The organism is Chloroflexus sp., from assembly GCF_034432675.1.
GTDB lineage: Bacteria > Chloroflexota > Chloroflexia > Chloroflexales > Chloroflexaceae > Chloroflexus.
The window spans coordinates 1-12,366 of record NZ_DAOUBI010000174.1; the positions used below are offsets into that span (position 1 = coordinate 1).

11 protein-coding genes are annotated in these 12,366 nt (G+C 54.7%); 4 read left to right on the forward strand and 7 right to left on the reverse strand.

The features are described 5' to 3' along the window. Positions 1–63: 63 nt before the first annotated feature. Genes VAE55_RS12770 through mbhE form a run of 5 tightly spaced genes read right to left on the reverse strand, consistent with a single transcriptional unit; the run spans position 64 to position 5,324 of the window. Positions 64–576, reverse strand: coding sequence for a Na+/H+ antiporter subunit E (locus VAE55_RS12770; protein WP_322816156.1), 513 nt, complete (start codon positions 574–576; stop codon positions 64–66). A gap of 8 nt (positions 577–584) precedes the next feature. Beyond that, positions 585–2,102 carry a proton-conducting transporter membrane subunit gene (locus VAE55_RS12775; protein ID WP_322816157.1) on the reverse strand — a complete coding sequence of 506 codons (1,518 nt, stop codon included), beginning with the start codon at positions 2,100–2,102 and terminating at the stop codon, positions 585–587. 27 nt (positions 2,103–2,129) lie between these two features. Then, entirely contained in the window at positions 2,130–2,480 is a 351-nt protein-coding gene (locus tag VAE55_RS12780) for a sodium:proton antiporter (protein ID WP_012258078.1), read from the reverse strand. Further along, positions 2,477–2,965 carry a Na+/H+ antiporter subunit B gene (locus tag VAE55_RS12785; RefSeq protein WP_322816158.1) on the reverse strand — a complete coding sequence of 163 codons (489 nt, stop codon included), beginning with the start codon at positions 2,963–2,965 and terminating at the stop codon, positions 2,477–2,479. Before VAE55_RS12785 ends, VAE55_RS12780 begins: the two co-directional genes overlap by 4 nt. Continuing rightward, the gene (gene mbhE / locus VAE55_RS12790) at positions 2,952–5,324 is read right to left on the reverse strand and encodes a hydrogen gas-evolving membrane-bound hydrogenase subunit E (RefSeq protein WP_322816159.1); all 2,373 of its coding nucleotides are present in this window, start codon (positions 5,322–5,324) and stop codon (positions 2,952–2,954) included. Before mbhE ends, VAE55_RS12785 begins: the two co-directional genes overlap by 14 nt. 350 nt (positions 5,325–5,674) lie before the next feature. On the opposite strand from mbhE, the gene VAE55_RS12795 reads away from it, so the two are divergent. Continuing rightward, positions 5,675–6,052 carry a cupredoxin domain-containing protein gene (locus VAE55_RS12795; protein ID WP_322816160.1) on the forward strand — a complete coding sequence of 126 codons (378 nt, stop codon included), beginning with the start codon at positions 5,675–5,677 and terminating at the stop codon, positions 6,050–6,052. Between the two features lie 9 nt (positions 6,053–6,061). Here the strand turns inward: VAE55_RS12795 and VAE55_RS12800 are convergent, their stop codons facing one another. Beyond that, positions 6,062–7,165, reverse strand: a complete 1,104-nt coding sequence (locus VAE55_RS12800; protein ID WP_322816161.1) for a calcium/sodium antiporter — start codon at positions 7,163–7,165, stop codon at positions 6,062–6,064. 359 nt (positions 7,166–7,524) lie between these two features. Between VAE55_RS12800 and VAE55_RS12805 the strand changes: the two genes are divergently transcribed. Beyond that, positions 7,525–8,529, forward strand: coding sequence for a TerC family protein (locus tag VAE55_RS12805; RefSeq protein ID WP_322816162.1), 1,005 nt, complete (start codon positions 7,525–7,527; stop codon positions 8,527–8,529). On the opposite strand, the gene VAE55_RS12810 is transcribed toward VAE55_RS12805, so the two are convergent. Then, on the reverse strand, positions 8,515–9,456 hold the full coding sequence (locus VAE55_RS12810; RefSeq protein ID WP_322816163.1) for an alpha/beta hydrolase: 942 nt from the start codon (positions 9,454–9,456) through the stop codon (positions 8,515–8,517). The genes VAE55_RS12805 and VAE55_RS12810 overlap by 15 nt on opposite strands. Positions 9,457–9,743: 287 nt before the next feature. Between VAE55_RS12810 and panB the strand changes: the two genes are divergently transcribed. Continuing rightward, positions 9,744–10,589 carry a 3-methyl-2-oxobutanoate hydroxymethyltransferase gene (gene panB / locus VAE55_RS12815; protein WP_322816164.1) on the forward strand — a complete coding sequence of 282 codons (846 nt, stop codon included), beginning with the start codon at positions 9,744–9,746 and terminating at the stop codon, positions 10,587–10,589. Between the two features lie 465 nt (positions 10,590–11,054). Then, a complete protein-coding gene (panC, locus tag VAE55_RS12820; RefSeq protein WP_322816165.1) occupies positions 11,055–11,900 on the forward strand; it encodes a pantoate--beta-alanine ligase in 846 nt (281 codons plus the stop codon). Positions 11,901–12,366 lie beyond the last annotated feature (466 nt).

Here is a 12,366-nt window from a genome sequence, read left to right on the forward strand (position 1 = left end):
GATAGCAACGACCCCCATTAAACTGGCAACGATTATCGTAAATAGCGTCATGGCGTGCAACCTCTACGGAAACAGCTCTATCACTCGCCGCTCGAAGTTTTGCTTAATATCCTTGCGTACGGCGTCAGCATCTTGAACATCGATACAGTGAATGTAGATTGTACGGCGATCAGTCGCCACATCAAGTGAGACAGTACCCGGCGTTAACGTGATCAGATTGGCGAGTACTGTAATCCCGGCATCGCTTTTGACATCAAGCGGAATCGCAATAATACCAGGCCGAATATCGGCCACCCGCCGAAAGAGCACGATCTGGGCCATATCCAGGTTCGCCTTGAGAATACTCCACAAGGCAAAACCGATAAAGGCGATCCATTTGAAGGTCAGACGAGCATAGTTCTGGTTATCAATCCGGGATCGCCTCAACCCGCCATCGGTAAACGGCATGCTTAGAAAACGGCTGGCCAGCGACACAATCGCAAAACTGACCAGGAAACCGACGATCAAATCGGGCAGGGTAAAACTGCTTTGCAATGCCATCCAGGTGATTGTCAGCAAAAGGATCAATACAATCATAATCACCTCTACCGCATAGCCGCCTGGTATACCGCTTCACAGCCATCACTGCCACAGACAGCCGTAATGTAGATTGTCCGATCAAAGAACTGTTGCGCGGCGATAGAATTGTAATCGACCAGCGGCCCGGCCAGTAGCCCAAGCGCGATGCTCAGAATCACCAGAGCAGCCCCTGGCGCCAGCAAGCCGAAACCAACCCGTGGCAGGCGATTCACGTCCTCGTAGGATTTCTTCCAGAAGACCTCGTTCCAAATCTTCAACATTGAGAAGAAGGTGAGGATACTGGTACCGGCAGCCACTGCTGTAATCAGATACGCCTGCTGACTCACGCCAACCTGGAGCAAGATCAGCTTTCCGATGAAGCCACTCAGCGGTGGGATACCGGCCAGCGACAGAATACCGACAAACCAGAAGATAGCCAGCCATGGTTCACGTCGGGCCAACCCACCCATCTTTTTCAGATCACCGGTGCCATAAATCTGTTCAGCGGCGCCGCCAATAAAGAAGAGTGCCATCTTCACAATCATCACGTGGGCGGTGAAGACCAGACCGGCAGCCAGCCCGGCCACACTGGCTAATCCCAGTCCCATCACGCTATACCCGATCTGACTGATGATGTGGAAGCTGAGAATACGCCGCACATTCATCTGGGCAACCGCACCCAACACACCAATCACCATCGTCAACCCGGCCAGCAGCGTAATCCACGGCGCGTAGATCGCCAGCTCGTTTTGCAGCATCAGCCCAAAGACCCGGTATAGCGAATAGACACCCACCTTTGTCATCAAACCGCTGAAGATTGCGGTTACCGCTACCGGTGGCGTGTGGTAGCTCGATGGCAACCAGAAGAAGAGGGGCACAATCGCCGCTTTGCTACCGAATGCAAAGAGGAAAATGCCGGCCAGCACAGTCTGCAAACCGGGATTGGTCAATGTAGCCATACGCTCAGCGATGTGCGCCATATTCAATGTACCGGCAAAGCCGTACATCAGACCACAACCAAACAAGAAGGTAGTACTGCCGAGCAGGTTGAGCACAACGTATTTCAAGCCACCTTCGAGCTGATCACGACTACCACCGAGGGTGATCAAACCGAATGAGGCAACCAGCAAGACCTCAAACCAGACGTACAGGTTGAAGAGATCACCGGTAAGAAACGCACCACTCACCCCTAGCAGCAATAACAGCAACAGTGGGTAGTAGAAATAGCGTTCACGCTCGCGATCAATCGAGTAAAAGCTATAGACAGCCGTCGTCAGCATGAGGAGCGCGGCCAGCATGACCATCAACGCGCTCATGCCATCGGCAACCAGCGAAATACCAAACGGTGCCAGCCAGCCCGACGCCTGGGCAACCAGTGGGCCACTCTGGGGTACCACGCTCATCAGCCAGAGACCATAGCCCAGATTAATGAGCACACTCACCAGCGTAATTGCACGTGCAATTATACGCTGATGACCAAACAGAACGGCCAGGGCAGCACCGATCAATGGTGAGACTATTGGAACGAAGAGATGAAAAACCATGCTTCTTTCCTACGCCAGATCGCAACACTATAACTTATCGGTTGTTGACAGATCATCGAGATCGTCACTCCCCACTGCCTGATTCGAGCGATAGGCCAGGGCCAGCACAAAGGCAGTGAAACCGAAACTAATCACAATCGCGGTCAGGATCAATGCCTGCACCAATGGATCAGCCGATCCGGGGAGCGGTTGTCCGCTGGCATCAACCAGCGGTGGTGCGCCACGTCGCACACCATCACCCATCGTGAAAATGAGCAGGTTGACGCCATGGCTCAACATAATCAGACCCAGGATCAGCTTCACTACCGAACGGCGCAAGATCAGATAAGTGGCCCCACCAAACAGAGAGCCGATTGCTATCGCCAGCAGAATGATCATGCAACCTCCTCTTGCTCAACAGATGCCGATTTCATTTCCGGCAAAGGAAAAAGGATCGGCTCTTCTACCAGAAGGAGTGCAATCTTCGTGGTTACACCAATAACCGTAAAGTAGACTCCAACATCGAACAAGACCGGCGTACCAATCTTACCTACTCCAGGAATAGGTTCTGGTATCCAGAATGCTTGCATATAAGGGAGACCGGCAAACAGCGCCGGCACACCCCAAATTGCCCCGAAGAAGACGCCAAAAGCAGCCAGCAGTAGGTAATTGACCGGCAAAATGCGTTGGGCTGTTTTAGGGCCAAAGGCCACCATCTGTAAAATGATCGCACTTGCCGCCAGTAGACCGCCAATAAAGCCACCACCTGGCAAATTATGGCCGCGAAGGAGCATAAAGATCGAAAGCAGCAGTAAGACCGGCATCATCAACCGGCTGATCGTGCGTAGAATTAACGAGTCGTACAATGCACTATCTCTGGGCATCGACCGGTTCACTGACCGGCTCGATTGTCGTAACTCGCTCTGGTGTCGCATTGTCTTTCCTCTGTCGTAACCGTAACAAGCCATAGATACCAAGGAGCGCGATGAACAAGACCGTAATTTCGCCCATGGTATCGAAACCGCGAAAGTCAACCAGGATCACATTCACGACGTTGGCACCTTTGCCCAGTTCCAGACTATTTTCCAGGAAGAAGGGTGCTAACGGCGCAAAACTATCATTTGTGGCCGCTGCCAGTACCAGACCACCCATCAGCACACCCATGACCGTCGCCACAATCGCATCGCGCCGCCGCACCCAGGCCGACGAGAAGCTCTCGAAGCGTACCGGTAGGACGGAGAAGACCAGTAACAGAAACACGGTTGAGAGCACTTCAATTAGCAACTGAGTCAATGCCAGGTCAGGCGCTGAGAAGAGGACGAAGAGGAGCGATACCATTGCGCCGACAACACCAACAGCAATGATGGCTCCCAGGCGGGTGCGGGCGTTAATCGTGGCAATAACTCCAATCGGGATGAGAGCCGCCGCCAGTATCTCGTAGAGCTGCAACTGTGGATCGAGATCGAAGCGAATCGCCCCCAGTCCAAAACTGACAAACGGAACACCAACGAAAACCAGCATGGTGAGCGTCGTGAGCAGAATATATCGGCGCAGACGGCCTTCCTGAATGGTTCGCGTCAACGCGGTAGCACCGGTCAGGGTACTCTCGATCAGACGGTCAAAGATCATATCGCCGCGTGACCAGGCCGGCCAACCGCGTAAACCGGCCAGTTGATCGGCGAAACGGAACATCACGACGCCAATCACAATCGCGCTCAGACTCACCAGCAGCGCGGGATTAATCCCGTGCCAGAGCGCCAGTTTCACGTCAAGCGGCTTGCCGTAGATTGACGCACTGGCCGGAGCGATCAGCGTGCTTATCGGCCCTAGAAATGCGATGGGGATGATCAACGACAATACTGCCGGCACACCGGGACCGATCAACATACCCGGTACCGGATCGGTGATATGCTGCTGCATAGCCGCAACACTGCGCTGACCGAGGAAGGCATTGCTGAACAGACGCCAACCGGTAATTAGATAGGCGATAGCAGTGACGGCAATGGCTGCCACCGCCAGCACACTTAATGTCGCACCCAACTCGGTTTCCAGCGCTGCTTCAAGCATTAGCTCTTTGGCCACAAAACCAAACATCACCGGAATGCCACCGAATGAAAGCAAAGCCAGCGCCGTAATCACCATCGTCTGCGGCATGTACGTGCGCAGTCCGCCGAGACGGCGGAGATCACGCGTCCCACACTCGTGGTCAATCACCCCGGCAAGCATGAACAGGGCCGATTTATACAGCGCGTGGGCCAGAATATTTGTCGCCACACCTTCGGCACCGTACTTCCCGCCCAATCCGATCTGCATCGTCAAGGCACCCAGCATGCTGATCGTGGTATAGGCCAGCATCGCCTTTAGATCGAACTGCCGCATCGCCACAATCGCAGCGAAGGTCATTGTCGCCCCGCCAACCACCGCCAGCGTCACATCCCACAGCGCGGTTCCACCTAATGCCGGGCTAAGTCGCGCCATGAGGTACACCCCGGCCTTAACCATCGTGGCCGAGTGGAGAAAGGCACTGGCCGGTGTCGGTGCCTGCATCGCACCGGGAAGCCAAAAGTGGAAGGGTATCTGGGCCGATTTGGTGAAACAGCCAAGCAGAATTAAGATCACTGCTGCCGGGTAGAGAGGATGCGTTCGCAACGTATCGCCAGCCGCCAGAATATCACTGAACTCATAGCTCCCAACCGCCTGACCAAGCAGTAACAAACCGACGAGCAGCGCCAGTCCACCACCACCGGTCACCAGGAGTGAATGCAGAGCACCCCGCCGGGCATCGGCATAATCGTGCTTGTAGCCAATCAGCAAATACGACGTTACCGAGGTCAGTTCCCAGAACACAAACATCGTCAGCACATTGCCGGCCAGCACCAGCCCCAGCATCGCACCCATAAACAGCATCAGGTAAGCCAGAAAACGGCCAAGACCGCTGTCAGATCCGAGATAGTGGCCGGCATAACCGACGATCAATGTCCCAATGCCAGAGATAATGAGGGCAAACAGCAGGCTCAAACCATCAAGCGTGAAGCTTAGATGCAACCCTAGCGCCGGCACCCACTCTATCCGTTCAGTCACCAGCCCGCCTTCCCACACCGGCGCAGCCTGCGCCAGCGTCAGACCGAAGATGAGCAACGGGATCAACGCCAACCCCCACGCAATTCGGTCACGCGCCGGAAAGCGGGCGAGCAAGGCCAGGGGAGCTGCCGCTAGCGCAATGAATACAAGCGGATAGATCATGCTCTCCTCGTTCAAACACTACAAAACACTACTACCACCTGACGTGGTACGATACGACGCAATCAGCGAACGTGGCAACGGCTAGACAATGTTCCGGTTGGATCAACCCGCTGAGAGGGATTGAAACCGCGTACACTTTATCTTACCAGCACTATTGCCTAAACAACATTTGAATATGTTGGGTTTGTTGTCATTGTACTCCAAAACAGTAAAGCTGTCACACTCCGAATAATAGCCGTTAGACACAATTACTGCGCACGGTGATCGTGTCTAACTCGGCGCTCCACCCATTCATCGAATATCTGGTAGAGTTATCATGCAAGAAAGCAATTTTTGAGTATGAGTGAGCTATGAGTAAAGTACACACCATCTCCATCTTGAACGCACTTCAGGTCATCGGTATCGCTCTTCTGTTTTTGACAATCCTCAGCGCCTGCGGTGAACCGCTGCGTGAACGTAGCATTGAAGTAACAGCCACCGAAATGCGCTTTGATCCCGACCGTGTAGAGGCTCGCACCGGTGAACAGGTCTTCTTACGCTTACGCAACCGCGGCGAAGTAGCGCATAGTCTGACCATTGAGCTACCCGCCGGAGACCGTACCGTCTCGGCTGATCCGGGTGTTGATGCGATACTGACCTTTCGCGCTCCAGCCCCTGGAGAGTACCGTTTCTACTGTCGTATTCCCGGCCATGAAGCGCAACAGGGTGTTCTGGTCGTTACCCCATGATGACCGGCACTACGAGGGCACCCAATCACGGCGGCGAATGGCGTTAACGGTCAGAATAACCAGGGTGACCAGCGTGATCGGCAAGACGAAGAGCATCATGATACCGCTGAACGCAGGCAACGCATCATGTTCAGTTGCCGCCATGATCAGATAAACTGTATATGCCACATAATAACCGAGAAAGAGTGCCCCCTCCCAGCGATTAATGCTCAGACCTGAAACAAAAATCGGCATAACCGCAAAGGCAACCGCAATCATCACCGGCAGATCAAATGTGATGACTGACGGAGCCACCACAAGACCACCAGGTGTTACCAGCGATGCAATTCCCAGAATACCGAGAATATTGAAAATGTTACTCCCTACTGCATTGCCAATCGCAATGTCGCGTTCCTGTTTGAGGGTGGCAACAATAGAAGCAACGACTTCCGGTAATGAGGTACCGGCAGCTACAATCGTCAAGCCAATCACAACATCACTAATCCCAATAGAACGCGCAATGGTCGTTGCACTTTCGACCAGCCAGTTCGAGCCGAGTGCCAGCAACCCCAAACCAACAATAATCATGCCAAGCTGCATAACCCAGATCGCAACAGTCGGTCGTTCACGCAGTTTTTGTAAACCATACTCCTGTACATACTCATCCTGTACGGCAGCACTCTCCTTACGGCTGGCATAGATTGACCAGACGATGTAACCGAGCAGTAAGCTGAAGAGTAACAATCCATCCGACCAGCCAATCGTACTGTCGAGGGCCAGCACCGCTAACAAGAGTGACACCGCAATCATGAAAGGTACTTCACGCCGAATGAGCTGTACTGCCACGATCAATGGGCTAATCAGGGCACAGGCACCCAGGATGAACAGAATGTTGAAAATATTACTCCCTACTATATTACCGATCGCAATATCACTTTTGCCGGCTAAACCGGCCTGGATGCTCACCGCTAGCTCCGGTGAACTAGTACCAAATGCGACCACTGTCAAACCGATGACGAGCGGTGAAATCCCAACCAGCGCTGCCAGGTGACTCGCTCCACGTACCAACAGCTCGCCGCCAATCGCCAGACACACTAGTCCGCCTAGCATCAAGCCGATTGTCATGATATCCATAAGATATTGATGTTCTCCTTTTGCATACAGGATTTGACACGATACACATTGGTTTATTATATGCAGCAACCGTCGCCCTTACGAGGGCGAATCTTCGTTATATGCGCTGCCGAAGAAGCGCAGCAGCAATAGGAAAAATTCCCCTATGAGGAATGGCAAAAATCCTGTATAGTGCGTAGCGTTGGGGAGTAGCCGCCCGCCAACTGCGGGTTGATGTCACCGTCAAGACGGAATGCAACATTCCCGGTGGCGTCGCGTATCGGGCAACCGTACTGGCGAGACCGACGCAGTGGGGAGCTGCGTTTGGCTCGCCTTTTTGTTGTGGTAAAAACAAACTGTACGACAGGGAGAAAAGCACAATGTTCGATGCAGTGTGGGTCTGGATCGGTTTTAACCTCTTTGTACTGGCCCTGCTGGCCCTCGATCTGGGGGTATTTCACCGTGATGCGCACGAAGTCTCGTTACGCGAGGCGGCAATCTGGAGTGTCGTCTGGATTTCACTGGCGCTGGTCTTCAATCTTGGATTGTATCTCTTCTGGGATCAGATCATGCCGGGGAGCAGCCTGAGTGCCGGCGAGGCCGGGCTGGCTTTCCTCACCGGCTATTTAATCGAAAAAGCGCTGAGCGTTGACAATATTTTTGTCTTCGTATTGATCTTCTCGTATTTTGCAGTGCCGGCCAAATACCAGCACCGCGTCCTGTTCTGGGGGATTCTCGGGGCGCTGATCATGCGGGGCACCATGATCGCCGCCGGCGCGGTACTTATCAAGCAATTTCACTGGATCATCTGGGTCTTCGGCGCCTTCCTGATCTTTACCGGTATTCGTATGGCCACCTCGCAGCACGAGGAAGTAGAGCCTGATAAGAACCCGGTAATACGCCTTTTCCGGCGCTTTATGCCAATCAGTGATCGCTACGACGGGCAAAAGTTTCTCACCCGCCAGAATGGCGTGCTAATGGCAACACCGCTGCTGCTGGTGCTGGTGATGGTTGAGACAACCGACCTGATCTTTGCAGTCGACTCAATTCCGGCCATTTTTGCGGTGACCCAAGACCCGTTTATCGTGTACACATCGAATGTCTTCGCAATCCTGGGCTTGCGGGCACTGTACTTTGTGCTGGCCGGCGTCGTTCATCTCTTCCACTACTTGAAACTGGGTTTATCAGTAGTGCTGGCCTTCGTCGGTGTGAAGATGCTGCTGCCGGATGTGAGCACGGCCTTGATCGGTACGAGTTGGAAGATTCCTACTGGTATTTCACTCAGTGTTGTGGCCACGATTATCACGGTATCAATTGTGGCCTCGCTGATCAGGGCTCGACAGGTTGAGAGCAGTGAACCTGCGACGCCATCAAACAAAGTCTAACGGTTCACCCCGAAGCTCCAGATCTACCGCAGACATAGCAGGAGATAGGCCACCGATCAATTCACAAATGAGATCGGGCTGCTCCTGCTGTGGCATATGACCACAGCGAGAAAAGTAAATGTATTGTGCCCGTCCCTCCAGCACGACTTCCATCGACTCAATCAATTCACCATCGACAATCACGTCGTGATCACCACTGATTAAGACCGTTGGTGTCTGGCATTCGCTGACTAGATCGAGATACTGTTCTGCCCGGAAGAAGGCATCAATCGTCAGCCAGCGCAAGGCCGAGAGGGTTGCCCGGCGTTGCAGCGGATGATGAAGGCGCTGCCAGATACGCCGACGGAGAAACCGTCGTTCACGAGCCGGCAAGTCGTAGAGGCTATAGTAGAACGGCTGTAGGCTCAGAAAAGCCAGTTCCTGCGAACGACGCATACTGTTCATCACCAGCTCACCAAGACCGGGAATGAGCAGTGGCCACCACTGTCGCGGTGGAGTGCGCCGTTTAACCGGTAAACATCCACTGATCAGAATCTGTTGCTGGATCAGGTGAGGCAGGCCAATGCTAAGACGTTGGGCAATCATTGCCCCCATTGAATGACCGACCAGCGTAATCTGTTGCAACTGTAAGGCGGCAATGAATTCGGCCATAGTACTGGCAAAAAACGTTAGGCTATACCCTCCGTTTGGCCCTGAACTACGGCCAAAACCCGGTAGATCAGGGGCGATCACCCGATACATTTGGGAGAGTGGAACAATCACCGCACGCCAGGTATCGGCTTCATCACCCAGACCATGCAAGAGAAGGAGTGGCGGTAGATTGACAGAACCGGCAGCGTAGTAGAAGATGTCCACATCACGCAGCGCAACCCGACGAGCGTAAGGGACAAGGTCAACGGGGATATCCATCGTTGGTTCTCGCTTCATGGCGCTACCTTCAGGTAAGAAAACTCCCCTAATTTTAGAATACACAAGTTGGTTTGTCAAATGTTTTTAAGCACGACAACACTACTGTTTTTACACGATAGTATGTCGTAGATTTACGATGAGATGGGATCGAAGGCATCTATCAATATTGAGATAACCACTCAATTAAGGTGTAACAAGAGTAGTGCATGTTAGAGAAATAACAGGCTTTTTCTATTGGTATGCTACAATCGAGCAATTAAACAGGCCGGGATGACCGGCAGAGGATAACCAACAAGGAGCCGGCAATGCGCACAAACATTCGCGATATTCAGCAGATGCGCGACCGCGGCGAGCGAATCCCGATGGTCACCGCGTATGACTACACCTCAGCTCAGATTGCTGATCGCGCCGGAATTCCATTGATTCTGGTAGGGGACTCACTAGGCATGGTCGTGCTAGGCTACAATTCTACCGTATCGGTGACGCTTGACGACATGATTCACCATACACGCGCTGTCGTGCGTGGTACGCAAAAAGCCCTGGTTATCGGTGATCTTCCATTCCTTACCTACACGTCACCAGAGCAGGCGATGCAGAGTGCCGGACGGATGTTGCAGGAAGCCGGTGCGCAGGCCGTCAAGCTGGAAGGCGGTGTGCATATCGCTCCTACCATTGCCCGCCTGGTTCAGGCAGGGATTCCGGTGATGGGGCACATTGGCTTTACGCCACAGGCGGTTAACCAGATTGGGTTGCGCGTGCAAGGGCGACGGGCCGCTGAGGCGCAACGACTGCTCGCCGATGCGCTGGCCGTGCAAGAAGCCGGTGCCTTCGCGATTGTGCTGGAGCTGGTACCGGCAGAGCTGGCTCAGGCCATTACGGAACGGTTGCGGATTCCGACCATCGGGATCGGTGCCGGAGCCGGCTGTAGTGGTCAGGTGCAGGTCTGGCACGATATGCTCGGTTTGTACAGCGACTTTTTACCCCGTCACGCCAAGCGATACGCCGATCTGGCAACAATTATTGCCGAGGCGCTGAGTCAGTACGCCAGTGATGTGCGTAATGGCACGTTCCCTGGCCCTGAACATAGCAGTCGGATGGATCCGGCAGAGCTAGCCGCAGCGCTGGGGAGTGAAGGTCAGGCGACGGAGTAAGCAACAATTACGAAGAACCTCTTCGAGCATCATCCCGCAGCGGGTTGCAAAGCTGCTCATTGCAGCGTGGTGGGCGCACCGGAGGCGCACGCTCCCAGCAAATCCCGCCGCCCCCACCCTACCCCGCTCCAGCTGGGGGTGGGAACCTCCGGCAACGGCTGGCTCCCGCTGGCGCGTGGTGGGTCTGGCTTGTGCGCCATCGCCAGATGAAGGCATGGTAGGTGGTCGCGGGGGGTGGGTGCGTCGGAGGCGTGTGCGCCCAGGGCATTCCGGCGCTGGCGTACCGCTGTGATACGCGCTTCCTTCACCATACGCTCAACGCAACACTACGTAACCAATTGTTGTAAGATGGTGTAGCCTCACCCCACTGGATGAGGGTGAGCAGAGACTCAGAAATGCCACATTGTTATTGATGAATGGGTGCGCTCAGGCTCAACGTTGAGCAAGACAACGAGGAAACATGCTATGAAAGTCCTACACACAGTCGCCGAATTTCGGCAGGCACGGGCGGCGTTTGATGCCCTGGGGTTCGTGCCGACGATGGGGTATTTGCATCAGGGACATTTGGCGCTGGTTGAACAGGCGCGTCGCGAATGCCTGGCAGTAGCGGTGAGTATCTTTGTCAATCCAACGCAGTTTGGCCCTAACGAGGACTATGCCCGCTATCCACGCGATACTGACCGCGATCTGGCGCTGCTCGAAGCAGCCGGTGTTGATCTGGTATTTATCCCTTCGGTCGAAGAGATGTATCCGCCCGGATTCGGCACCTATGTCATTCAGCCTGCCGCTGATGAGGTGCTGGAAGGGGCGGCCCGACCTGGCCATTTTCGGGGTGTCGCGACCGTTGTCTGTAAGCTGTTTAATATTGTGCAGCCGACCAAGAGCTACTTCGGACAGAAGGATGCCCAACAGACGGTTGTAGTGCGTCAGATGGTTCGCGATCTGAATCTCCCGGTTGAGATTGTAATTGTGCCGACAGTACGCGAACCTGATGGTCTGGCGCTCAGTAGTCGTAACGTCTATTTGAACGCCGAGCAGCGAGCCGCCGCACCGGTGCTCTACCGGGCACTGTGCACCGCTGCCGAACGCTACGCTGCCGGTGAGCGTGACGCCGAGACGCTGCGAGCAGTGATGCGAAGTGTGCTCGCCGGGGAGCCGCTCGCCCGACCGGATTACGTTAGCGTGGCCCATCCGCTCACGCTGCGTGAACTGGATCGGATTGGTGCGGACGGTGCCTTGTTGTCGCTGGCCGTGCGCTTTGATCAGGTGCGCCTGATCGACAACTGGCTGTTGGAAGGGGAAGGAAAATAGACGATAGTGAGCGGGTTGACCCTCACCCCCGGCCCCTCTCCCGCGGCGCGGTCTATGCATTACCCACATGTCGCGCTGCATTAGGTCGGGCTGCACACGCTCCCCGTGGCGCAGGCTTCCGGCCTGCGTGCAGGCATCCTCGCCACCGCCGGCAGGTGCTGGCCATAACCGCTGGTGCGCAGGCACGAACCTGGTCAACAATACGTCTACGTGCAGGTGTCGCATGTCTGCCTGACCGACTCGATAATCGGCACGAGCACATCCAGCACCGCCGTGACCTGGAGCGGTATCAGCGTACCACGCGCCGGATCGTGAGCACGGCTGGCGCGGCAGCCATGCTGCCGCACGCCAAACTGCGCGACACACGGGTGACGAACGGGTAAAGCAATCTATCCAGCACGTGATAGCACGGCTGGAGCGACGCACTGCCATCGGGTCAGTCGCTCAAAACAACACCCATAGCGAT